This window comes from Natrialba swarupiae (assembly GCF_008245225.1).
Classification (GTDB): domain Archaea; phylum Halobacteriota; class Halobacteria; order Halobacteriales; family Natrialbaceae; genus Natrarchaeobius; species Natrarchaeobius swarupiae.
The window spans coordinates 38,617-61,867 of the sequence record NZ_VTAW01000016.1; the positions used below are offsets into that span (position 1 = coordinate 38,617).

Consider the following 23,251-nt stretch of genomic DNA (forward strand, 5'->3'; position numbering starts at 1 on the left):
ATCACACTGGAGAACTATCACGTCCCGCATCCCTTTTTACTGACTGGTGGCTATCGGGTCTCAGTGACGACCGACCGAGCAGCTGTGACGTCCCTCGAGGAGCCCAGCCCAGACGCCACTCGAGACGCGATCGCCGACGGGATCGACCGTGGTGCACTCGTTACCGTCTTCGGGAGATGTACCGTCGATTACGAGGGGCGAGCTTCGAGTCGGCTCGGGGCGGGCGATCGGCTCATACTGTGCAAACCCGACGGCGCAACGCTCGTCCACACCGACGAAGGCCAACAGCCGGTCAACTGGCAGCCACCGGGCTGTGAGCAGGAGGTGTACTGTGACGGTGGCGACGTCGTCCTCGAGAGCGCCCGGTCGACCCCCGAGGAGCGCTTGCTCGTCCGGTTTCGAGACGTCCTGCAGGTCTCGGCGTTCGCCGGCTCCGACGAGACCGAACTCACGCTTTCGGGGACCGAAGCGGACCTCCGACAGCGGATTCTCGACGAGCCAAGCCTCCTCGAGCCGGAGTTCCGGCCGCTGGCGACCGAACGCGACACGTCCGCCGGTGCCGTCGACATCTACGGCGAGGACGCGGCGGGACGGGCCGTCGTCGTCGAACTCAAGCGCCGCCGCGTCGGCCCCGACGCCGTGAGCCAGCTTCGTCGGTACGTCGACGCGCTCGCGGGTGACCTGCACGCCGACGTCGCTGTCCGGGGCATCCTCGTCGCACCCTCCGTCACCGACAGAGCCGACCGACTGCTCTCCGAACACGGCCTCGAGTTCGTCTCGCTCGAGCCAACTCCCGAGACGGGCTGCGATGACTGATACGGGTTCCTGTCTCGATGTCCCAGCCCACCCGCTGTCCGGGTCGCGGGTGCGCCGAAACTGACTCGAGCGAACCACCGCCGGTGACGTCGACTCCCGGCGACGAGGCCGTACCGCTGGGCGTCAAACTGTGCTGTGCGGTCGGGGTTCTCGTCGGGTTCGATCAGGTGCCGTATACGTTCGCGGTGGCGACCATGCGGTAGGACCCGCCATCGTCTGTTTCGTGCTGTTGGCGTATCCCAAAACCGTCGAACACGTGTTCGAAGACGCGCGCGGTAAAGCGCTGATACGGACCACTGCCCGTCCGTTCCAGACTACTCCTCGAGCATGCGCTTCAATCGATCCAGTTCGGTCAGCGCCTCGACTGGCGTGAGATGGCCCAGATCGAGTGCCCGTAGCTCGGCAGCGATATCGGTCGGGTCGTCCCCACCGTCCGCCGTAGCGGGCGACGGACCGCCTGCAGCCGCCGGATCTCGTCCCGTGTGTACACGTTCGAATTCGTCGATATCTCGAGCGGTCCCCGTTGTGTCGGCCGCACTTGCTGTCCCGTCGACCAGTTCCCGGGAGCGCTCGACGACCGTCTCGGGAACTCCTGCAGCCGTCGCAACCTCGATGCCGTACGAACCGGTTGCCGCGCCCGAGGCGATCTCGTGGTGAAAGACGACCTCGTCGTCGACTCCCTCGACCTCGAAGTGGAGCGGAAACGCCGCCTGGAGGTCGTCGGCGAGTTCCGTCAGCGGGTGGTGGTGAGTCGCGAACAGCGTCGTCGCGCCGACCTCGTCGTGGACGTGTTCGGTGATCGCCCGTGCGATAGCGAGGCCGTCCGCGGTGGACGTTCCCCGACCCACCTCGTCCAGCAAGACGAGCGAGCGCTCGTCGGCCTCGCGCAGGATCGTCGCGAGTTCGTCCATCTCGACCATGAACGTCGATCGACCGCCCGCGATGTCGTCGCTCGCGCCCACGCGAGTGAAGATGCGATCGACCGGCGTGATCCTCGCCGACTGCGCGGGGACGAAACTGCCGACCTGCGCGAGGAGGACGATCTGGGCGACCTGACGCATGTACGTCGACTTTCCTGACATGTTGGGGCCGGTGATGATCGCGAGCCGCCGGCCGTCGTCGAAGCGCGCGTCGTTCGGGACGAACGACTCCTGGGTGCGCTCGACGACGGGGTGGCGACCGCCCTCGATGTCGATTTCGAGGCCGCTTCGACGGTCGGTATCCGTTATCTCCGGCCGACAGTAGTCGTACTCCGCGGCGGCGGTCGCGAGCGCGACGACGGCGTCGAGGGTTGCGACCGCGTTGGCCAGCGCTTGGACGCGCTCGACCTCGTCGGCGACGTCTCGACGAACCTCACAGAAGAGGTCGTACTCGCGTTCGTCCGCACGCTCTTCTGCGCCGACGATCTCGTCCTCGCGGCGTTTGAGCTCCGGCGTGACGAACCGTTCGGAGTTCTTGAGCGTCTGTCGGCGCTCGTAGTCGTCGGGGACCGACTCGAGGTTGGGGTTGGTCACCTCGATGTAGTAGCCATGAACCGAGTTGTAGCCGACCTTCAGCGAGTCGATTCCGGTTCGCTCGCGTTCGCGCTCCTCCAGGTCTTCGATCCACTGTTTGCCGTCGCGGGCGGTCGCCCGCAACTCGTCGAGGCCGTCGTCGTAGCCGTCGGCGATAATGTCGCCCTCGGTGATCTCGATCGGCGGATTCTCGACGATCGCCTCGTCGATCGCCTCGCGGACATCGACCAACGGATCGAGCTCGTCGTGGAGTCGCTGGAGCCGATCGCAGTCGGCGTCGACGAGGCGCTGGCGAATCTCGGGGACGACCGCCAGGGTGGCTCGCAACGAACGCAGATCCCGGGCGTTCGCCCGCTCGCGCGAGATTCGTCCGATCAGTCGCTCCAAGTCGTAGACGTCCCGGAGATGATCGTGCAGTTCTTCTCGAGTTTGGACCGCGCCGGTGAGTTCCTCGACGGCGTCGAGTCGCGACTCGATGCGGTCGGGCTCGAGCAGCGGTCGGCGGAGCCAGTCGCGCAGCGTTCGACCGCCGAGCGCACTCGCGGTCTCGTCGAGGACGCCGACGAGCGTCGCGTCGTCGCGGCCGTGGACGGCCCGCGGCTCGAACAACTCGAGACTGCGCAGGGCGACCGCATCCAACAGAAGATACTCGCGGGGATCGTACCGCGTGAGGTGGGTGAGATACTCGAGCCGACTGCGTTCGTCGGGGTCGGCCGGCTCGGTGACGGGTGCGGCCTCGTCGTCGCTCCCGGCGCTTGCGGCGTGTTCGCCGCCGCGGACGTACTCCGCGTACGCAAGGAGCGCGCCACAGGCGCGGATTTCGGCGTCCTCCGCGAGCAACGCGTCGGGGTGGCCGTAGTACCGCGAGAGGAGGGAAGCGGCGCGCTCGCGGTCGAACGCTGCGGCGTCGAACGGCGTGACCATACACTCCTCGGGGAGGACGTCCCGCGGCGCGTTCGGGCCGAGGACGGCCTCTGCAGGGTCGAACCGACTGACCTCGTCCGCGATGGCGTCCGGGGAGCGCGAACTGGTCGCGAGGAAGTCGCCGGTCGAGACGTCGAGCAACGCGAGCGCGAGCGTCTCGGTCCCGCCGGTTCGCGAGCCGTCTCCCACTCGAGGGGCCGGCGACTCGCCGTTGCCGTGAGCGACCGCCGCGACGAAGTTGTTATCGTCGCTTGCGAGGAGTTCGTCCTCGGTGAGCGTTCCGGGGGTGATAACGCGTGTGACCGCGCGGTCGACGACGCCCGAGGTTTCGCCGGGTTCCTCGACCTGGTCTGCAACGGCGACCCGGTAGCCCGCCTCGAGCAGCGTCTCGATGTACGACTCCGCGTTGTCGATCGGGATCCCGGACATGGGGTACTCGCCGGTGCTGTCCTCGCGGCTGGTGAGGGTGATCTCGAGCAGCCGCGCGGTCCGCTCGGCGGCGCCACAGAACGTCTCGTAGAAGTCGCCGACCTGAAAGAGCACGAGCGCGTCGTCGTACCGGGCACAGAGGTCGTGATACTGACGCATCATCGGCGTCAACTCGTCTCGTTTCTCGGCCATCTCTTCGGGAGGGCCAAGCGCCGGATCCATACCCGAATGCCGCCGCCCGACGGGGAAATAGCTTGCTGGATCGGGCGAGGCTGTCGAGACGGCGGCCGCCCACGAGGAGTAATCCTTTTGCACCCACCACACCCACCATCGGGCATGAGCGACTGGCCACACGATCCCGACGGGGAGGAGGGCAGCGAGGGGATGCGCAAGTACGATATGGCGATCATCGCCAAGAAGGTCGACGACGAGGAGGACTTTCCCCTCGAGCGCGACGAATTCGTCGCCGAACACGGCGACGACCCGATCCGGATCAACTACGAGACGGTCGTCTCGATGCGCGACATCTTCGAGTACGTCGAGCCGGCGGAGTTCGAGACGATCACGGACATGCACAAGGCCGTCGGTGCGGCCATGCGCGAAGGGAACTTCTGGGAGTACCACCCAACGGGTGTGAACCCGGAGAAGAAACACGCCTGATACGGATTGCTGTCTCGTTCTTCCGGAGTTGCCGGACAGGACACCGTATGCGCCCCGAGTTCTTGGCGATCACCCGTTGGACTCGTGTCGACACACGACCGTCACGAATCTGGATTACGTATCACTTATACGGAGCCGTTCGGAAGACTCCGCTACCGTGACTAATACGCAGGTAACGCTCGTTCAGATCGACAACTACGGGCCGTGGACGGTGACCCCCGAGCCTCGCCGGGAGGCGGACCTCCAGACGATGCAGTCTCGCCTCTACGCAGACATCTCCCAGTTCGTCGGTAACCGCGACGGCTATACGTTTTTCACCCGGTTCGACAACATGATCGCCGTCACGAACGGCCTGACGATGGCCGACCACGAACTCCTCCAGGAGTCCGTCGGCAACCGGTATCCTGTCACGCTCAGTCTCGGCGTCGCGACGGGTACCTCACCCGTTCAGGCGCTTTCCGACGCGACAACAGTCGTCCAAGACGCCGGCAGCGCACAGGACGAGGACAGACGGGAGTGTCTCGAGGGACGGACTATCGACGATCCTCACCGGACCGACGACGACGTCCAGATAGCCCATTTCGACGTCGTCGACGCCACCGGGCAGTATACGGACGAACTCAACGCTTTCGATAGCTTCATCCAGATCGAACAGGGCTACGCCGAACTCATGCGCCACATGCGCCACGCCCACGACAGCCTCTCGTTTTTTGTCGGCGGTGACAACGTCATCGTCGTCTGTCCCGACCTCGAGTCCGACGATTACGAAGAGGCGATCGGCCACGTCGAAACCGCCGTCGACGTCGAACTGCAAGTCGGCGTCGGTCGGGGCTCGAGCGCCCACGACGCTGGCTTCGCCGCGAAACACGCCCTCGAAGTGTGCCGGGCCGACGGGACGAGAGTCGAGCTCGCGTAGTAATCGGGTGCGGTCGCCGGGCCCCGAAACTTCTCCGCCGATTCGCTTAAGTGTAGCGGGGGTAGCTTTTAGCCCGCCCATGTGTATTGTTCACATATGGAATCGGAACTGTCGGTCAGGGACGTCCTGACGACCGAATACGTCGGGGTCAGCGAGTCGGACAGCCTCCTCGGCGCGGTTCGGCTCATGCGCGAGGAGCGAACGAGTAGCGTACTCGTCGTTCGCGGCTCGGTGCCGGTCGGCATCGTCACCGAGTGGGACGTACTCGGCGTCGTCGCCGACGAGGGTAATCCCGCCGAGACCGACGTCGGCGACGTGATGACGACGCCTGTGATCTCGATCGGGCCGGACCGCTCGCTCTCTGGTGCAGCGACCACGATGGGCCGGGAAAACATCCGGAACGTCGTCGTCGAGGACGGCGAGGAGGTCCTCGGACTGCTCACGCAACGGGACGTCATCGCCGCGGCGGGGTCCTTTCAGGGAGCGATGGGGTCGCCCCGGTCGACCGACCCGATAGCCGACACGGAGCGCCGAACCGACGAGTCGGTCGCGCCAACGCTCGGGGGGACGGCTGACGAACGCGCGCTTCCCAACGGCGGCGATGAGTACTCTACTCAAGGCGTCTGTGAGACCTGTGGCTCGCTTGCGGACACGCTCTGGGACGCCAACGGACAGCTCGTCTGTTCTGACTGCCGAACAGTGTGATCGGCTCGATGCACAGTCCTTTTCGCGCTGTCCGCGAGTGACTCGATCACATGATCGTCGAACCCGCGACGCCCGACGACCTCGAGGCGATTACGGAGCTGTGGGTACGTCTCGCACGAGATCAGTGCTCGCACGGCTCGTACGTCCGACCCGACCCCAATCGAACGACGATGCGCGAAACGCTCGCTGCTTACCAGGCGACCGACGGACTGCTCGTCGCTCGCGTCGACGGTGAAATCGTCGGATTCGCCTCCTTTTCGGTCGAACATGGTGCTCTAGAACTCGAGGCAACCCGCGGATCACTCTCGAATCTGTACGTCGAACCAGACTACCGCGGCCGCGGGATCGGCTCGGCCCTGCTCGAGGCGGTCGAAGCGGCGTTCGAAGCGCGGGACGTGGAAGTACTGGTACTCGAGGTGATGGCCGAAAACGAGGAGGCGAGACGATTCTACCGCCGTCACGGATACGACCCACTACGCGTGACGATGGAACGGTCACTGGCGGGTCGGTCGGAAAACGACACACACTCAAAGGAGGACCGCTAACTGACCGACTGCGCCAGGGGAGCATGGGCGGTTCATGCACTCGACTTGTAATCGAGACTTCCGGGGTTCAAATCCCCGCCCTGGCTTCGGTCGTCGCGAGCACGTTCGCGAGCGACGACGAGAGAGGGCGGGAGTTGAATCAGGGAGGTGCTTTGATCCGACCGTGGTTCAAATCCCCTCCCTGGCTTCGGTCGTCGCGAGCAATTTTGAGACGTCGATTGCCTTTCGTTTCGTTACAATCTCTCCTTTCTAGGTGGATATTTTCTCGTTAAATAATTTTAACCAAAGAAAGAATCATAAACACAGATATAAGACCATGCCCAAAAAGGTTGCTACTGGATACAAGCGTACGTTGAAGTATATGATTAGCCAACAGGCTCGTGTTGAGGCCAGAGGGTTTATGTGCACCGAAAGAAAGTGTGCGCCCAATGCTACTCTCAGTCGATCGCTCGCAGATTGATTCGACTCACCCACTGAGCTTCAAAGTAATCGCTTCGGTCGCCGAACGGGAAGGAGTCGATCCGATGGAGATCGAACCACCCGAATACGAATCGCTCTACAGCGTCGTCAATCCCGAAGCACTCGATTCCCTGTTTTCTCCTCGCGCCGATGGGACGACCCGAACACACGGTCGCGTCGAGTTTCCGTTCTGTGGCTATCGCGTCGTCGTCACCAGCGAGGGCGACGTCGAAGTGTACGACGACCTCGAGGAGTAGGACTGCGATCCCGTCGTGGCGGTGGGCCCACGGCCTGCGGGGCCACCCACCGGCGGCCAGCGGGCCGTCCGGCAGACTACCGGCGACTCTCGATCCGGGACCGCCACGTCGACGGGACGGACTGTGATTCGCCCGTCTCGGCGTCGACGACGACCTGAACGGTGCGGGCCGTCGCGGCGACCGTACCGTCCGCACGGATCTCGTACTCGATGGGAATACTGGCGTCGCCGAGTTCGCGGACACCGAGAGCGACTGTCACCGATTCGTCGGCTTCGATCGGCTGTGCGTAATCGATCTCGAGATTGGCGAGGACAGTCCCGACGTCGGCCAGCGAGACCTCGAGCACGTCGGTGAAGTACCGATCACGAGCCTGTTCGAGGTACGTCGCGTAGACTGCGTTGTTCACGTGACCCATGAAATCGATGTCGCGAAGCCGAACCTCGAGGTCGACCTCGTACTCGAATTCGTTCATGACCGTGTGAACGTCGTCTACCACCGTATGATTGGCGCTCCCGAGCGAAGCCGGATCATCTCTCACGAGCACCGGAGGGACAACACGTCTCGAAGACCTGCCGATGTAACCGATCGGCGACGGTCTCCATCAGTGGTTTCATGTTCTCCGTATCCGCGCGATTGTACTCGACGAGGGTTTCCAGAGCGGCGTCGTCGCCGCGTTCGTACTCGTGCCAGAGTCTGACGGCGTCCTGTCCGCTAAGATCCGGCATCTCTCGGCCGATACCGACCTCCCGCTCGATCGCCTTGAGTCCGCCGTCGAGTCCGAGTTTCTTACAGGGGTAGAGCAGATCGACGTGCGGAACGGTGACGTCGAGGTCGTAACACGTCTCGAGAAACGGAACGTCGAAGCGCTGTCCGTTGAACGTCACCAGCAACGACGATCGCTCGAGTTCCGCCTCGAGGCGCTGACACGTGAGATCCCGGCCGTTGACGAACGTCTCGGTTTCGCCGCCCCAGTGGAGGCTGACCGTCGTCACCCGGTTTCGGTTCGCGTCGAGCCCTGTGGTCTCGATGTCCAGAAAACAGGTGTTCTCGCGGACGTTCTCGTAGAGCCGCCAGCGGCTCGAGGCGGGCAACTGATCAGCGAAGACGGAGACGTCGCCGCGATCGAGGTGTGTGCGTCCGTCTTCGATGAACGCGTCGATCCGGTCGGCGAGGGTCTCTCCGACGACGCTGCCGTCGAACTCGTCCCAGTGGGTGATGCCGTGCTCCCAGAGGCGCCGTTCGGTGTGCTCACCGACGCCGCGGACGGGAATGAAACTGTTCTCGATTCGCACACCTGTTCAGGGGGGAGAGACCGTAAAAAACACTCGGGTCTCGCCGGGCGCTGTGGCGCTGGCGTCCGCTCGAGGACGTCAGAGTTGGATCCAGTCGGTCGTGGTCCCCTGATCGCGGAGGTGCCACTGCTGTTCGTGGACGTTCTCGCGGGTTCGAAGCGACACGACGGCGTCGAACATCGGCTCGAGTAGGGAAATCGCGTCGTGGTCGCGCGACACTGGGAGGTGATAGTGGCCCATACCACGCGCCTGCTCGATTCGGGCGGTCGTCACGTGAACGAACCGAAAGACGTCCTCGGTGTCGTATTGCTGCAGCAACGGCACGAGCGAGTCGACGCAGACGCGAAGCTCCGAGGGCTCGAATCCGTCGGCTTCGTCCTCGAACTCCTCGACGGTATCGATGACGTCGGTGACGAGTTGGCAGAGCGCCTCTTCGCTGCCGTCTCCGACTCCGGAATCGCTCGAGGATGGTCCGGAGTACTCGACGATGGCAGTGGTCACGTCTTCGGCCTCGTGGTCGTGGTAACAGCATCTCGCGTCGTCCGTTACGAACACGCGATACCGCGACTCGCCTCGGCTTTCACCACGCAGCCGACGGCAGGCGGTACCGTGTGCACCACCACCCCTTCCGACGAGAAGCAGATTACTCCCCGTATGCTTCAACGTGTTGAGCGTTTGGGCAAACGTTGTACGCTCTCCCCCCCGCTCCCCCAGTTCACGTTGCATTCACACTAGGTCAGGGTGATGAATTAAATAAATATTGTGGCCGGAAAATTGTTTAGAAATCGAGTTCATTCCTAATTGCAACCATCTGACGCCGATAAACAGCCACCAATCGTCTCTCTTTTCATACAGAACCACGTAGGGGTGGTATGGCCGACCGAGATGACGAACTCGTCGAGGCGATCCGTGAACTGACGCGGACGATCGACGAGCTTTCCGACGAACTCGAGTCCCCCCGGCGTCGACCGCCGCTTCGGCCCCCCACGCCGCGGGAGCTACTCTCGTTTACTGACGAGGTCGCGATCCCCGCCCTGCTCGCCGTCCTCGAGTCGAGCGTTCGCGCACTCGAGGCGTTCCAGCGGGGGCTCGAACTCGTCCGAACCGAGCGGGAGGTCAGGGATCGAACGACGGACGCAGTCGCCGTCTCAAACGAGCGAGCAAACGAACTCAGGAAAACGACGCTCTCGAGGCTCGATACGGTGCTCGCCGAGCTTCAACGAGCGTCGTCGGAGGGGACGCTTCCGGCGGACGAACACGCTAGGGAGCTCCTCACCGACGCCCGAACGCTCCGCGACGAGGTAGACGACCGTCTGAGAGCCGCCACGGAAGAAGACGATCCCGTTGATTCCGACCGATCGTCCGGTTCGAGGTCGATCGATATCGACGTGACGGACGGCGATCCGCGATCCGATTCCGAGGACGCCCAGCCGGAGCCGGAGTCCGCCGTCGACGTCGACGCCGAACTCGAGACGCTGAAAGATCGGTACGGCGCAGACGAGGAAGGGACGAGTGAGTCCGCGGACGACGGTGTCGGGGCTGTCGACGATTCGGCCGGCGAGGATCACGGCGGCATCGACGGCACGGGCTCCGACGACTCCGATGGAGCGGATTTCGACGGCGTAGCTGACGGTGAAGACCACCGGACCGACGACTCGGATGGAAACGGGAGCGAGAATCGTGACGGCGGTCGCGAAGACGAGAGTTAGACCGGCTCGAAACGGTAACCGTCCCACTCCTGACTGTCCGGTTCGCGGATGCCGGCACCCGGCTCGCGGAGTTCGTCGACGTGGACCGGACGCACCGTATCGCCCGTCTCGACGTCGTCGGTCGTCGCCTGCCCGATCGCTCGAACGGTCTCGCCGTCCTCGCCCTCTATCTGGCTTCTCGAGGCGTCCTCAGACGCCTCACTGAGATCGAACTCGACAATCACGAGGGTGTTCGGCTGGCGGACACCCGGCGGCGTGGCGGTACTCGTCGTCCACGTGATGACCTCTGCAGTGTACTCGCTCAGATCGATCGTGTCGACCGGCTCCGAGCCGTCGAGGCTTCGGGGATGTCCAGGATAGCTGATCGAACCGTCTTCGTATCGGTAGGCTTCCATCGTCATCGTGCTGCCTCCATGATAGTCGTGATTACGCAGTTTCCGAACCCGCCGACGTTACACGCGAGGCCGACGTCTGCGTCCACCTGACGCGGGCCTGCCTCGCCGACGAGTTGCTCGTAGATTTCGACGCCCTGTGCGACGCCGCTGGCACCGAGTGGGTGTCCCTTGGATTTGAGTCCACCCGACGTGTTGATCGGTAACTCGCCGGTATCACGTTCGGTGTAGCCCTCTTCGACGAGTTTCCAGGCCTCCCCCTGCTCGGCGAAGCCGAGACCCTCCATCTGGAGGAACTCGAGGATGGTGAACATGTCGTGGAGCTCCGCGACATCGACGTCGTCAGGGCCGTAGCCGCTCATCTCGTAGGCACCCTCGCCGCTCTCGACGACGCCGCCCATCACGGTCGGATCTTCGCGTTCGTGGACGACGTGGGTATCGGTCGCACCGTCGATCCCGGCGACGACGACGTACTCGTCGGCGTACTCCTTCGCGACGGATTCCGGACAGAACAGAAGCGCCGCGGAGCCGTCCGTGATCGGACAGAAGTCGTACAGGCGGAGCGGATCGGCGACGATCGGCGACTCGAGTACGGTCTCGACGTCGATCTCCTTTTGAAACTGGGCGTGTGGGTTGTCGACGCCGTTCTCGTGATTTTTCACGGCGACCTTCGCGAGACTTTCGCGAGGGGCGTCGAAGCGCTCGAGGTAGTGTCGTGCCGTCAGGCCGGCGAACGACGGCAGCGTGACGCCGGTTTTGTACTCGGCAGGGTGGGTCAACGAGGCGATGACGTCGGTCGCCTCGCCGGTCGTCTTGTGGGTCATCTTCTCGCCGCCGACGAGCAGCGTCATCTCGCTCGCGCCGCTTGCCACCGACTGCCAGGCGGCGTACATGCCAGCACCACCACTGGAACTCGTCTGGTCGACTCGCTGCGTGTACGCCGGCACGGCACCGATATCGTGAGCGACTGCGTTCATGACGCCCGACTGTCCTTCGAACTCGCCGCTGGCCATGTTCGAGACGTACAGGTGCTCGACGGCCGACGCGTCTACCGCTGCGTCCTCGAGACAATCGAGGGCGGCCTCCGTGAGGAGGTCGACGACCCACTCCTCGCGCTGTCCGAACTGGGTCATCGACGCGCCGATGATTGCAACACGTTCCATATCCATTCAGAGTCGTCTCTGCGATTTATAAGTGAGGGAAGTGGTTGCGCGGCGACGGCCGCTGAAAATCGGTTACTCCGAACAGCCGTTACGACGCTTCCGTCGACTCCGTCGGTGGGGCGTGTAACTCGCTCGCACGCGAACGGGCCTGCGAGATCACCGCCGGCCGAGCCTGAAAGTCGACGAGGACGTCCTCGTCGCCGTAGGTGACGTCGTCGACGTTCGCGTTGTCGTGGATCCAGGAGACCACGCTCATCGTATCCTCCGTCATCGGTAACACGAGTCGTTCCTGTTTCCAGTCTGGGAGTTCGTCGTCGATTCGCGAGAGCAAGGCGTCGACGTTGGTTCCCTCCTGTGCACTGACCGCGACCGGGTCCGGGGCGAGCCCCGACAATGCCTCGCGTTTTTCGGCGAGTTCCGCCTCGTCGACCTGATCGATCTTGTTCAACACGGTGACGATCGGTGCCTCGTTTCGCTCGTAGAGGGTGTCGTGGCTCGTGACGAGCTTTTCGTGGATCTCGTCGATATCCTCGCCAACGTCCACGACGAGCAAGACGAGATCTGCCCGGTAAACGGAGTCGAGCGTCGACTTGAACGACTCGACGAGCCAATGTGGGAGATCGCTGATGAACCCGACGGTGTCGGTCACCAACACGTCACGGGGCTCGATGGCTGCGCGTCTGGTCGTCGTCCCGAGAGTCGTAAACAGCCTGTCTTCGGACTCGGCAGTCGAATCGAGGTCAGGGTGGAGACCCTCGTTCTCGGCGACGTCGAGTCCTTCCGAGAGCCGGCGCAGCAGCGTCGACTTACCCGCGTTCGTATATCCGGCGAGTGCGACCAGGTCGAACCCGGAGTCGCGACGGCGCTCCCGTCGGTGTTCCTCCGTCTGCTCGATCTGCTCGAGTTCGTCGTTGATCCGACTGATCTGGGCTTTGATGTCCCGTTCACGGCTCTCGTCGTACTCGCCGAGGCCCATGAACCCGGGGTGTTCGTCCCGTTTCGCGAGGCTCGTCTTCGCCTCAGCACGCGGCAGTTCGTATCGCAGTTCGGCCAGTTCGACCTGGAGCTGTGCCTTGCGCGTCTGGGCCCGCTGACCGAATATTTCGAGGATGAGCGTAAACCGGTCGATGACCTCGACACCCTCGGGCAACAGCTGACCGAGGTTGTAGGTCTGGTACGGCCCGAGCCGGTTGTCGAAGACGACGGTCGTCGCCTCCGTTTTCGCGACCGTCGCGGCGAGGTCTTCAGCTTTCCCTTCACCCAGCTGGAGCGCAGAGTCCGCGCGCCGTGACTGCGTTACTTCTCCGACGACAGTGTACCCCGCCGCCTCCGCGAGCTCGCGGATTTCGTCCGTGTCGGGCGTTCCGGAATCGACGCGTTTTGCGATGATCGCTCTCATGGCTGTACGGAGACGGAAACTGGGCGAAAGCAGTCGCTCGAGCGGCATCGCTCGACGTTGCGACGACCGCCCCCTCTCGGTCGAGGGGAACTCGCGGACGGTGGATCGTGAGAACGGGATCTCACATGCCCGAACACGCTATCGATGGCGGTCGAACACCTCCACGTTTCGACGCTGAGTCATAGGGTACTGTACGTGTCGGACCATCTTGAATCCCGTGCTCGATGTGGACCCACCACCAGCGTGACGGATCGGTCGGTGGCCCGAGCTACCGGGTCCGCAGATCGTCTTTGTCCTTAATGATCTCGGTTTCGGCGGTGCCGCTCGTGTGTTCGTTGACGGTGTCGTAGAACTCGTTTTGCATTCCCGCCGGGAAGGTCAAGACACCGATCCACGAGCCGTCGGGTTGCCACTCCTCGCGCTCTAGATCACCGAACTGGCGAACCTTCGCCTGGGCGCTCCCGGCGTGCTCCGCGGGAAGTTGGACGGCGATCGTCACCTCTTCGAACCGGATCGGGATGACGGGCCGTAGGTCGTCGAGCGCGTCGTCGACCTGGTTTTCGACCGGTTCCATCGGATCGATCGTAAACCCCGCTTCCTCGAGTGCGTTCTCGATTCGCTCTGGAGGGTGGGGAGCGTTGTCCATCTGCGGATTGACCGCGTTGCGCGCGATCGTATCGATCAGCTGTTTTCGTTTCTGTTCTTGCATCTCGCGGCGCTGCTCGGCCGTGATCTGAATCTCTCCGTCTTTGATAACTTCGGGGATGATCTCGAGTGGGTCCGTGGTATCGAAGACCGTCTCGAGGTCGTCTTCCGCCGGACGATCGCCCCGGGAGGCGTCCTCGAAGACGTCTTCTGCGGCGATCACGTCCTCGAGATCGTCCTCGAACTCGTCGCGTTTGATCGCGAGCGCCGCGTCGGGGTCGACCAACACTTCGAAGCGCGCCCCGTGTGACTCGAGTCGCGCTGTCACCGCCTCGTCAAGTGATATCATACTCGGGAGTACCCACGGCCGGGTAAAAGAGCTTTTCCTGATACGGATTGCTGTCACAGTGTCGCTGCGAAAGCACGAACGAATCGTTGTGATTTCGTCGGCACTGATCGACAACGGACCGTACACTCGGATAGTCGCGTCGAGAACGGTCGGTTTGGCGAGGCAGGTCGTTCGGGAGAGACGGGAACGATTACTCGTCGTCTTCGTCGCCGTCTTCGTCGCCGTCGTCGAGGAGGTCGTTCTCCTCTAAGTGCTCGCCGATCCGATCCTGGTCGAACTGTTCGAACGACTCCGTTTCGGCGTCGACGGTCGCGAGTCCGACTTCACTCGGGAGCAACGAGCCGTCGTTGACCGACGCGAGCGCGTCGAGGGCGAGCGCGATTCCGCCGTCTAAGTCGGCTTCCGCGTCGTAGTTCTCCTCTAGATACTCCTGGAGTTCGCTCCGGTCGGCACCGACGGCCAGCGCCTTCCACTCGTAGGGCGTCCCCGAGGGATCGGTCTCGAACAGGCGCGGCTCCCCGTTTTCGATCCCGCCGACGATCAACGCGACGCCGAACGGGCGGGCACCGCCGACCTGGGTATACTGTTGGATGTGGTCGGTGACTTCTTTGGTGAGCGTCTCCACGCCGATCGGTTCGCCGTACCGAAGCTGGTTGACCTGCGTCTGGCGACGCGCAAAGTCGATCAGTTGGCGGGCGTCGGCGACGTGACCCGCACTCGCGATGCCGATGTGGTCGTCGGCTTTGTGAATCTTCTCGACGCTCGAGTCCTCCAAAAGCGGCGAGGGGACCCGTTTGTCGACTGCGAGTACGACGCCGTCCGTCGTTCGCACACCGATACTTGCCGTGCCGCGTTTGACCGCCTCGCGGGCGTACTCGACCTGGTAGAGTCGGCCGTCCGGCGAGAAGATCGTGATGCCTCGGTCGTACGCCTGCTGTTGGGCTTGTCCCTGCATAGTATCACGCTAAATCTGAATCGTAATCGAGGTCTGTCACGTCCGCGAACGTCTCCTCGAGTCGCACGTCTGTAGATCCATCACGGTAGACGGCGACTCGCTCCTCGTTCCCGAACACGACGTTTCTCTCTTCCGTGACTTGCCCACGGCGTCCTAAATAGTTTTCTTACCACGATGCCCGTCGCCGGTAGGACAAGACCCAAGGTGTCCATCGTTCGCGGAGAACGAATTCACGTCCGAACCACCTCTCACGAGAGGTACCCGAACGGTCTCGAGGGGACAATACTTTCGCCCGGGCGCTACCGTGGCGGTGTTCGATAGCTCTCGGTCATCCGTTTTTCGACGACAGGTATCAACGTCGCTTCGGCCTTCTGGAGATGCATCGTAACGGTGTTCGGGGCGCACCGACCTCCGAGGCGATTTCGGCGTGAGTCGCCGTTCGGGGGCCTCCAGCGCGCCGGGGAACGTTTCGATCCGATTGACGTCTAACTCGAAGTTCGCCGGGACGTCGTCGACGACCGATTGTAGCGACTCCGGATCGCCGACGATCCGTGCGTACGAACGGTTTCCCTCGACGACGACGGGTTTTCGGACGATCATTCCGACTCGAGCAGTCGTCCTCGCGGCCGCAGGGAGTCTCGTGGTGTTCGGGCTGTTTCACGTCCCGCTCGGGGAAGATCCGGTACGCGAACCGATCACCAGCGGGTTGATGGGGATTACCTTCACGGCGGCGTACGTTCTAACGGGAAAACTCGGACTGTCCATCGGCGTTCACTTCGGCGGTTTCTTTCTCGTGAGCACGATCCGAGAGTCGTTTCTGGGGATCGAACTCCCGACGATTCTCGTCGTGGAGGCGAACGCGCCAGTTCCATACGAGGTGTTCGTCGTCCGGGCTATCCTGTTGACCCTGTTGATCGTCGGATGGGTTCGGCTGACCGACGGCAGCGTTCGAATCCATCGAAACGTCTCCCGTGTCGGTTCGTTCCGGACGTCGGACCACCGGTGAGAGAGATCCTGACTCAGCCGTCGAGAAACTTCTCTTCGGCCGCACGGATCGTCCCGCTGATACCGCGGACGACGAGCCCGACCGGTACACCGTCTACCTCGTCGATACAGGCCAGTGCCGCTCGAGCCGGATCGGTTTCCCCCCGCCTGACCCGAACGATGGCTTCCCCGGTCCCGTCGTCGAACTCGTATCGAATCACGCGCAGATCCGCTCGAGCGCTCCCCGGATCGCCGAGTAAGTTCTGGCCCGCGTACCAACACTCCCGCTGGAACGACCGCCTGTCGATCGACTCCCCGGGTCGGGTCTCGAGGCCGATGGCGAGATACCGCCACCGTGGCTGGAGATGTTTCGGGAGGTGTTTCATCGACTCACTCGCCGTCGCTGGTCTCGAGTTCGGTTACGCGGTCGACTGGCCTCTCCCCGGCGGAGGGCGTTCGCTCGGCGACGAGGACGCCGACCTGGCCGTGGACGCGCTCGACGGCGGTCAGCGAGAAGCCCGCGTCGGTGAACGCGTCCGCGAGGACGCCGACGGTCGCCGGATCGTCGACCTCGGGCGAGTAAAACGGCTCGCTCGGATCGGGTTCGCCGAAGAACATCACGTCCCCGAGGACGAATTTCTGGGGCTCTACGTCGGCGATCACCGCGATGGCCTCCCGCTTTTCCTCGTCCGAGAGGTGGTGCATCGCGAAGTTCGACGTCACGACGTCCACGCCGGCGGAGCGAGTGTGGGATCGAGGCGTCTCCGAGGACTCGGCGTCGACGTCGCCGTCGTACTCCGGCTCTCGGAAGCTACCGTATCCGAACTCGACGTTCTCGAGTTCGGCCTCGTCGGCTTTCGCCCGCGCCTCCTCGAGCATCCCCTCGCTGATGTCGCGTCCGACGACGTACTCGGCGTCGGGGGCGAGCGCGAGTGCGATCGCTCCCGTGCCGGTCCCGAGGTCGAGAACGACGTCGTCCTCGTCGGGTGCGGCGTGTTCGATCACGAGGTTCGCGCAGGCGCGATACTCCTCCGAACCCTCGTCGTCGTACTCGCTCGCGATCTCGTCGAACCGGGCGGCGTGTTCCTCACGGCTCTTCTTCATATCGCCCCCGTTCGACCCCCGGCTCAATGAACGACTCGGACTGGACGTGTCGGTTTCGCTCGGCGAGTCGTCCCCACTCCGCGAGTCCCTCCTCGACGAACTCCCGCGAGAAGCCGATCTCCTCGCCCACCGCGAGCAGTTCGCGGGGCGCTCGAAGCTCGAGGTGTGAGGCTGGATCGGCGCTGACGACGTACGGTGCGTCGTAGTAGTCGACGATCTCGCCGAGCTTTCGAAGCGACTGGATGGTTCGAACCCGCCGTCCGCCGTGGGTTCGGAGGACGCCGGCGAGGTTGAACTCGAATCGGACCCCGTTCTCTGCGGCCGCCTTCGCCAGCACGTGGTTGACGTCACCGCTTTCGGCCATCGGGTCCGCGAGGACGTCGACCTTGTCGTTCTCGACGGCGAACCGGTTCAGCGCGTTCGTCCCGCCCTCGAGGGCGACGATCGTCTCGTCGGTCCGGTGGTTTCCGACTGCGCCGCTTGCCTGCTGTGGATCGTCGGCTCGAACCTCGACGCCGCAGACCACGTCGATCCCGGCCTCGTCGGCGATCTTTTCGGCGTCGTACTCCGCTCGAGCGCTCGAGTGGTTGCGCACGACCACGCCCTCGAAGCCGTAGTCGGCCGCCGTCTCCGCGAGCCGCTCGACCGTGCTCTGTCCGTCGGGGTGGGCGTGGACGGCCTCGTACATACCCGACTCTGCTCGCGGGGGAAACTTGGGGTTTGCGTCACGCGACGGGACGAAATCGGTTGTCGACTCGGGACGACGGAGCCGACGGCCGGAAGGAGGAGTGTTCTCGTGAGCGGAAGCGAACGAGAGCTCGGAAGACGCGAGCGTCTTCCGGTGCTTTTCATCGGAGCTAAGCGGGATCGAAGATCCCGCGAGGTACGAAAAAGCGCTCGCGGTCTTTCGATATGTTGCCGGGGGCACGGCGAAGCCGCGCCCGCAGAGCAAAAGTTCGGTTTCAGTTGAGAATCGACTGTGCGACCGTCGCGAGCTGGCCGTTGTCCGCCTCTCGGAGGCGGTCGTCGCCGATCTTGAGTCGGAGACGCGGCCGGCCGACGTCGATCGGGACCTTCTCGGTGTCGATCAGGCCCATGTCCTCGAGTTTGGTCTTCGTTCGCGAGAACGTGGCCTTGGAGGCGATACCGACGTCCTCGCCCCACTTGCTGATGTCGTAGAGCAGCGCCTCGTTTTTCGCCGCGACGAGCAGCGAGATGGTGACTTCGTCGAGACCATCGCCGTCGCCGCGGGCGGTCTCGAGGGAGCTGAGGATCGCCGTGAAGTCGTCTTCGGCATCGGGACTGATCTCTTCGGAGAGGGTATCGCGGACGTCCGTAATCGGCGGCGTCCGGAGGTTGAACGCAGCGGCGTCCTCCCAGCGTTCGGCGTACGTCTCGGCGGTATCCTCAACGAATCCCCCGTCGTCGGTGCCGAGTCCGCCGACACGGTCGCCGGCGTGGACGACGGCGACGACGCGGTCGTCGGTGATCAGAAGCGAGTTCTCCGGGGCTTCGTCGATGGTGCGAAGCGAGAGGGTGTCGTCGGCGATGAGGTCGGCAGCGTTCGACGCGACGATGAAGTCGTCCATGACGTCTTTCAGCGTCCGTTCGTCGGCGAGCATGCGAACCGACGGAGCGGAGCCGTCGAACTCGGTGGCGACGGTTACGAACTCTTCGATGGCGTCCCGGGATGGGTTGATCATGTAGACGTCCCCACTGGCATCCTCGAGAACCGACTCGAGGATATCGTCAATTTGATGGTTGAGTAAATTCGAGGTCATGCCTATGCACAAGTAAATGTGCCCGTCTCACTTAATTTTGCTGGCCGTTCTCACAGCAGAACTTCTCGTCTTAGCCTGTACCGGTAATTTTTGAGGGATAACATATTATTTTGTCGACGACACTCGCGTCGCGGTAACAATACATCGTCGGGGTTGGCAGCCGAATACCGTTCGACTGCGCGTTGGCGGAACGTCGTTCTCGCGTTCCTCGGTAGTTACCACGAAACCCAGGCAGATCTGCCCGACCTGAAACGTGACATCGACTCACCGATCGACCTCGTTCGGGCAGATTTCGTGACCGTTCAAACCAGTTGGGCAAGAAACACATAGTTGACAATAACTATATGTCTGTGTCATTTTATTACAGTATCGTATGGGTGTTCGCTCCGATCAGTTCCAGTGGAATTCCCTCGAGACCGTCGACGGCCAGGGGTCGCCACCTCTGGCGGACGATCAGCGGGTTGGTCGTCGTACGATGCGGGCGAAGCGAGTCAGTACGTACGGCGGCCCGTAGCGTCAGGAATCGAACCGGGTCGAGAGTTCTTCGGACCAGTATACGTCGCCGTCGTATATCACGGACGCCTCCGTCTCTTCGAGGACGCAAGCGAGTTCCGACCGGGAGAGCGTAAAGCTCGATTCCCGACCACAGAGGTAGGCGTACTCGTTGTCCGTCGTGTGCGGGAAGTAGTACGCACCAGTGGCCTCCGTCGAGTAACAGTCGAACGTAACCAGGAACTGATCGTCGGTGTCCTCGAGTTCCTCGATTGTCACCGTCGTCGGCAGCCGGTGTTCGCCCTGGATGAGCGAGTGGGTTCCGTCGCCGACGACGGCGTAATCTTTCCCCATCATGATTCGCCTGCGAGCGAGACACATCGCTCGTTCGATGCTGAAGCCGTGAACGAGGAGTTTGGCGAACGTCGAGCCGACCTTGACCGCGTGGTCGTTCAACACCTTGGTGAACGTCACCGCGCCCGCGACGCTTCCCTTTTCGATCAGCGTCTGTCCCTCGAAAAAGGAGCCACACGCGTTGAGAAAGAACGTCTGGGCGTTACAGCGGTCGAGACTCGAAGTCGAAAGATAGCCATCCGAACACCGAAGTCCGTCGGTCTCGCAGTGGCCGATGTAGTGGATGAAGTCGTGGCTCGCCTCGAAGGTCCGGGCGAGATCCGCGGTTCGAAGCGATTCCTCGACGGTCACGTGCATCGGCAACACCTCGGAGCGCTGGCGATAGATTTCGGCGACGCTGTCGTGTTCGCCACTCATCTCCGGATCGTTCAGGACGACCTGAACCGAGATGGAATCGCTCGTCCGTTCGACGTACTCGAGTCGGTTCTGGTAGGCCTCGGACGCACACTTGAAGACGTCGATCGGCACGCCGTCGGCGAGCCAGCCGTGAACTCGTCCGTTCCTCAGCTCCGGCTTGACGATATCGACCGACGCGACCTGGCCTGTGCTCGCGCGTCCGTCGACCGACGGGTCCGTGTCGCCACGGTAGAAGTCCTCGAGCGATCGTTCGACCAGCTCCTTGCCGTCGAGTTCGGACGTTCGGGGCGTATAGATCATGCTCAGACGGTCGAGCAGGAACGGTATCGTCTCGAGACGATCGTAGCCGGGCTCGAGGTACGTCGAGAGATGCCAGTCCGGGAGCCTGTGTTCGACCGCTGCGTACGGAACCTCGAGGTACGTCGAGAGGCGACGCTGTGGTGACGCCTCGTACAGCGTCGTCGGATCGAGTTCGAGTGCATCCAGCAAGCTGGTCGCCGCGAGTTTCGTCCCGTACGGACCGGCGTTGCGGACCAGACAGTCGAGGAAAAACGTCTTTCGGAGGAGTCGCTCCACGTCGCGTTCGAGTTCGGGCATCGGCTCGAGGCGTCTGTCGACGCCGACGGCGGGAAGTCGAAGGCGGGGGCTCTCGGGTTCGTGGGCGATGCCGGCATCCGGCAGGGTTCGAACGGTCGCCTGCAGATAGTACGCAAGCGGCGCGGTGACGAGCAGGCTCTCGTACGTCGGCGGAACGAGCAACTCGACGCCTGAGTTCGGTGTCTCGCCTCGAACGTGGTCGGGAATCTCGAGGGATTCACCCGGTTCGAAAAGCGGCGGGTGGCCCCGAAGCGTCGGATACGTGCGATTCGGGCCGGTCGTCTTCTGTGAGGAGGACAGATGGGTCAGTGCTTCGGCGACGGCCTCGGGGGAGTCGGGGACGGTGATCGTTGCCGCCGGCAGTTCGTGGCGGCTCCGAAAGCCGAGTTGGATCGGCGTTCGAGTCGGAAAGCTAACGACGATCGAATCGAAGCCCGCGGAACGTTCGATCCGTGCAGGGCCCGAAAACCGGAGATACGTTTTGATGTCCGTATCGACGTCGACGACGTACTCGCCGGAGGAAAGCGAGATCGTCCCTCCGGCGTCCTCGAGTTCGTACCGCTCGTCGGAATCGAGCGAAAACGCGTACACTACGGCGTGGGGGAATCGAAGTTCGCTCGCCGTCGCAGCGACAGTCTCGTCGACCGGCCGTGGAACGTCGGAACCACCGCCATCGACGCCGAGATCGTCACCGACGACGACCAGTTCGGCGTTGTCCACGTCCGTTACGCGGAGAGCGTGGGTTCCCACCTCCCACTCTATCATTCGATACGGCGAATGTCACCCCGATAAGTTAGTTGTATCGGAAAGTCACCTCAGTTGTCGGGTTAGATCGAACGACGAGTCGTTCTTGATTAATTAGTATCGGCTGTTAGTCTTGGGTTGCAATCGTTCGATTACAGAATCGTCTACCGATCCGTGGCGCTTCGGACGGAAGCGGTGGCGAACTCGAGGCGAACCGATCGCTGCTACGGATCAGCAGTATCCGGCTCCGAAACGTCCCACTCCGTGCTGACACTGCTGGCAGTGAGGACGAAATCGAACTCGCCCTCGAGCCCGAGTTCAGCGACGGACACGACGGGCAGTCCGGGAAAAAACGATGCTCGCGAGACTCGCGTTACTCGTAGAGCGGGTTCGCCGCACACAACTGCTCGACTTCCTCGCGGACCTCGGCGACGACGTCGTCGTCCTCGGGGGCGTCGACGACGCGAGTGATCAGATCGGCGACCGTGCGACAGTCGTCCTCGTCGAAGCCGCGAGTCGTCAACGCGGGCGTGCCCGCGCGGATGCCCGAGGGATCGAACGCCGAGCGCGTCTCGCCGGGCACCGTGTTCCCGTTCAAGACGATACCGGCCTCCTCGAGTGCCTCTTCGGCGTCACCGCCGGAAGTGTCAGGGTGGCTCTCGCGGAGGTCAACGAGCACGAGGTGGTTGTCCGTCCCGTCGGAGACGAGCGAGAAGCCGTTTTCGGCGAGACTCTCGCCGAGTGCCTTCGCGTTCGCGACGGTCTGTTCGGCGTAGGTCTCGAACGCGGGCTGGAGGGCCTCCTCGAAGCCGACGGCCTTGCCGGCGACGTTGTGCATGAGTGGGCCGCCCTGACCGCCGGGGAAGACGGCCGAGTCGACGTCGTCGGCGTACTCCTCGTCGCACATGACGATACCGCCTCGACCGGCGCGGATGGTCTTGTGTGTCGAACCGGTGACGAAGTCGGCGACTCCGACCGGCGAGGGGTGGACGCCGGCGGCGACCAGACCCGTGATGTGGGCGATGTCTGCGAGGTGCAAGGCGTCGACATCGTCGGCGGCGTTCTGGATGCGGTCCCACTCGATCTCACGCGGGTACGCGGAGTAGCCCGAGACGATGATATCGGGCTCGAACTCGGCGGCCTGCTCGGCCAGCCCGTCGTAGTCGACGTAACCCGTGTCGGGGTCGACCTCGTACTGTTCGACCTCGTAGAACTGGCCGACGAAGTTCGCCGGGTGGCCGTGGCTGAGGTGGCCGCCGTGGGTTAGGTCAAGCGAGAGAATCTTGTCGCCTGGCTCGAGCATCGCGAAGTAGACGGCCTGGTTGGCCTGTGTGCCCGAGTGAGGCTGGACGTTGACGTGCTCGGCACCGAAGAGCTCAGTGGCGCGGTCGATGGCCAGCTGTTCGACCTCGTCTGCGTACTCACAGCCGCCGTAGTAACGCGAGCCGGGGTAGCCCTCCGCGTACTTGTTCGTCAGCGCGCTTCCCTGCGCGTCGATGACCGCACGGCTGGCGTGGTTCTCGCTCGCGATCATCTGGAGCGACGATCGCTGGCGGTCGACTTCCGACTCGAGTGCATCGGCGACGGCGGGATCGACGTCCCGAACGTGCTCGTGTTCCATGTCCGATGTGGGGGTCGTCGGCCGCATA

At 63.3% G+C, this 23,251-nt stretch carries 23 protein-coding genes, 1 tRNA gene and 2 pseudogenes; 10 read left to right on the top strand and 16 right to left on the bottom strand.

What is annotated here, in order from left to right; genetic code table 11:
* Positions 1-63: 63 nt before the first annotated feature.
* Both nucS and FYC77_RS12850 read left to right on the top strand, forming a co-directional pair.
* Positions 64-816: an endonuclease NucS gene (gene nucS / locus FYC77_RS12845; protein ID WP_149081899.1), complete on the top strand. Its 753-nt coding sequence runs from the start codon at positions 64-66 to the stop codon at positions 814-816.
* A 17-nt stretch (positions 817-833) separates the two neighbouring features.
* On the top strand, positions 834-1,019 hold the full coding sequence (locus FYC77_RS12850; RefSeq protein WP_149081900.1) for a hypothetical protein: 186 nt from the start codon (positions 834-836) through the stop codon (positions 1,017-1,019).
* Positions 1,020-1,130: 111 nt separating this feature from the next.
* Here the strand turns inward: FYC77_RS12850 and mutS are convergent, their stop codons facing one another.
* A complete protein-coding gene (mutS, locus tag FYC77_RS12855; protein ID WP_149081901.1) occupies positions 1,131-3,905 on the bottom strand; it encodes a DNA mismatch repair protein MutS in 2,775 nt (924 codons plus the stop codon).
* A 114-nt stretch (positions 3,906-4,019) separates the two neighbouring features.
* Between mutS and FYC77_RS12860 the strand changes: the two genes are divergently transcribed.
* The 6 genes from FYC77_RS12860 to FYC77_RS12885 all read left to right on the top strand — a co-directional run bounded on the left by FYC77_RS12860 (position 4,020) and on the right by FYC77_RS12885 (position 7,225).
* Positions 4,020-4,343 (top strand): DUF5785 family protein, encoded by a 324-nt coding sequence (locus tag FYC77_RS12860; RefSeq protein ID WP_149081902.1) that lies wholly within the window; start codon positions 4,020-4,022, stop codon positions 4,341-4,343.
* A 157-nt stretch (positions 4,344-4,500) separates the two neighbouring features.
* Positions 4,501-5,259: a GTP cyclohydrolase III gene (locus tag FYC77_RS12865; RefSeq protein WP_149081903.1), complete on the top strand. Its 759-nt coding sequence runs from the start codon at positions 4,501-4,503 to the stop codon at positions 5,257-5,259.
* Positions 5,260-5,355: 96 nt separating this feature from the next.
* Positions 5,356-5,964 carry a CBS domain-containing protein gene (locus FYC77_RS12870; RefSeq protein ID WP_149081904.1) on the top strand — a complete coding sequence of 203 codons (609 nt, stop codon included), beginning with the start codon at positions 5,356-5,358 and terminating at the stop codon, positions 5,962-5,964.
* Between the two features lie 50 nt (positions 5,965-6,014).
* Positions 6,015-6,509, top strand: a complete 495-nt coding sequence (locus FYC77_RS12875; RefSeq protein WP_149081905.1) for a GNAT family N-acetyltransferase — start codon at positions 6,015-6,017, stop codon at positions 6,507-6,509.
* A gap of 12 nt (positions 6,510-6,521) precedes the next feature.
* A tRNA-Thr gene (locus FYC77_RS12880) sits at positions 6,522-6,595 on the top strand.
* 342 nt (positions 6,596-6,937) lie between these two features.
* A complete protein-coding gene (locus FYC77_RS12885) occupies positions 6,938-7,225 on the top strand; it encodes a HalOD1 output domain-containing protein (RefSeq protein ID WP_149081906.1) in 288 nt (95 codons plus the stop codon).
* A 76-nt stretch (positions 7,226-7,301) separates the two neighbouring features.
* Here the strand turns inward: FYC77_RS12885 and FYC77_RS12890 are convergent, their stop codons facing one another.
* The 3 genes from FYC77_RS12890 to FYC77_RS12900 form a co-directional block, all read right to left on the bottom strand.
* Positions 7,302-7,697: an acyl-CoA thioesterase gene (locus tag FYC77_RS12890; protein WP_149081907.1), complete on the bottom strand. Its 396-nt coding sequence runs from the start codon at positions 7,695-7,697 to the stop codon at positions 7,302-7,304.
* A gap of 55 nt (positions 7,698-7,752) precedes the next feature.
* Positions 7,753-8,517, bottom strand: a complete 765-nt coding sequence (locus FYC77_RS12895) for a ribonuclease H-like domain-containing protein (protein WP_149081908.1) — start codon at positions 8,515-8,517, stop codon at positions 7,753-7,755.
* A gap of 78 nt (positions 8,518-8,595) precedes the next feature.
* Positions 8,596-9,243: a DUF7504 family protein gene (locus tag FYC77_RS12900; protein ID WP_149081909.1), complete on the bottom strand. Its 648-nt coding sequence runs from the start codon at positions 9,241-9,243 to the stop codon at positions 8,596-8,598.
* 146 nt (positions 9,244-9,389) lie between these two features.
* Between FYC77_RS12900 and FYC77_RS12905 the strand changes: the two genes are divergently transcribed.
* Positions 9,390-10,226: a DUF7547 family protein gene (locus FYC77_RS12905; RefSeq protein WP_149081910.1), complete on the top strand. Its 837-nt coding sequence runs from the start codon at positions 9,390-9,392 to the stop codon at positions 10,224-10,226.
* Here FYC77_RS12905 and FYC77_RS12910 read toward each other — a convergent pair.
* From FYC77_RS12910 to FYC77_RS20735, 6 genes and pseudogenes are all read right to left on the bottom strand, one after another.
* A complete protein-coding gene (locus FYC77_RS12910) occupies positions 10,223-10,627 on the bottom strand; it encodes a nucleic acid-binding protein (RefSeq protein ID WP_149081911.1) in 405 nt (134 codons plus the stop codon). The two genes, FYC77_RS12905 and FYC77_RS12910, sit on opposite strands and share 4 nt — an antisense overlap.
* Positions 10,624-11,781: a thiolase family protein gene (locus FYC77_RS12915; RefSeq protein ID WP_149081912.1), complete on the bottom strand. Its 1,158-nt coding sequence runs from the start codon at positions 11,779-11,781 to the stop codon at positions 10,624-10,626. The genes FYC77_RS12910 and FYC77_RS12915 overlap by 4 nt, the downstream gene beginning before the upstream one ends.
* 88 nt (positions 11,782-11,869) lie before the next feature.
* Positions 11,870-13,180 carry a GTPase HflX gene (gene hflX, locus FYC77_RS12920; RefSeq protein WP_149081913.1) on the bottom strand — a complete coding sequence of 437 codons (1,311 nt, stop codon included), beginning with the start codon at positions 13,178-13,180 and terminating at the stop codon, positions 11,870-11,872.
* Positions 13,181-13,448: 268 nt separating this feature from the next.
* A complete protein-coding gene (locus tag FYC77_RS12925; RefSeq protein WP_149081914.1) occupies positions 13,449-14,174 on the bottom strand; it encodes a ribosome assembly factor SBDS in 726 nt (241 codons plus the stop codon).
* A gap of 190 nt (positions 14,175-14,364) precedes the next feature.
* On the bottom strand, positions 14,365-15,129 hold the full coding sequence (psmA, locus tag FYC77_RS12930) for an archaeal proteasome endopeptidase complex subunit alpha (protein WP_149081915.1): 765 nt from the start codon (positions 15,127-15,129) through the stop codon (positions 14,365-14,367).
* A 4-nt stretch (positions 15,130-15,133) separates the two neighbouring features.
* Positions 15,134-15,295: pseudogene (locus FYC77_RS20735) on the bottom strand (Rpp14/Pop5 family protein); the annotation flags it as partial.
* Positions 15,296-15,556: 261 nt separating this feature from the next.
* Here FYC77_RS20735 and FYC77_RS12940 point away from each other — a divergent pair.
* Positions 15,557-16,135: a CPBP family intramembrane glutamic endopeptidase gene (locus tag FYC77_RS12940; RefSeq protein ID WP_149081916.1), complete on the top strand. Its 579-nt coding sequence runs from the start codon at positions 15,557-15,559 to the stop codon at positions 16,133-16,135.
* Between the two features lie 22 nt (positions 16,136-16,157).
* On the opposite strand, the pseudogene FYC77_RS12945 reads toward FYC77_RS12940, so the two are convergent.
* From FYC77_RS12945 to glyA, 6 genes and pseudogenes are all read right to left on the bottom strand, one after another.
* Positions 16,158-16,499: pseudogene (locus FYC77_RS12945) on the bottom strand (Rpp14/Pop5 family protein); the annotation flags it as partial.
* A 4-nt stretch (positions 16,500-16,503) separates the two neighbouring features.
* The gene (locus FYC77_RS12950) at positions 16,504-17,217 is read right to left on the bottom strand and encodes a class I SAM-dependent methyltransferase (RefSeq protein WP_149081918.1); all 714 of its coding nucleotides are present in this window, start codon (positions 17,215-17,217) and stop codon (positions 16,504-16,506) included.
* Positions 17,201-17,905 (bottom strand): RNase P subunit p30 family protein, encoded by a 705-nt coding sequence (locus FYC77_RS12955; RefSeq protein WP_149081919.1) that lies wholly within the window; start codon positions 17,903-17,905, stop codon positions 17,201-17,203. The genes FYC77_RS12950 and FYC77_RS12955 overlap by 17 nt, the downstream gene beginning before the upstream one ends.
* Before the next feature lie 274 nt (positions 17,906-18,179).
* Entirely contained in the window at positions 18,180-18,998 is an 819-nt protein-coding gene (tbsP, locus tag FYC77_RS12960) for a transcriptional regulator TbsP (protein WP_149081920.1), read from the bottom strand.
* Positions 18,999-19,514: 516 nt separating this feature from the next.
* Positions 19,515-21,623, bottom strand: coding sequence for a hypothetical protein (locus FYC77_RS12965; protein WP_149081921.1), 2,109 nt, complete (start codon positions 21,621-21,623; stop codon positions 19,515-19,517).
* 352 nt (positions 21,624-21,975) lie between these two features.
* The gene (glyA, locus tag FYC77_RS12970; RefSeq protein ID WP_149081922.1) at positions 21,976-23,223 is read right to left on the bottom strand and encodes a serine hydroxymethyltransferase; all 1,248 of its coding nucleotides are present in this window, start codon (positions 23,221-23,223) and stop codon (positions 21,976-21,978) included.
* Between the last annotated feature and the right edge of the window lie 28 nt (positions 23,224-23,251).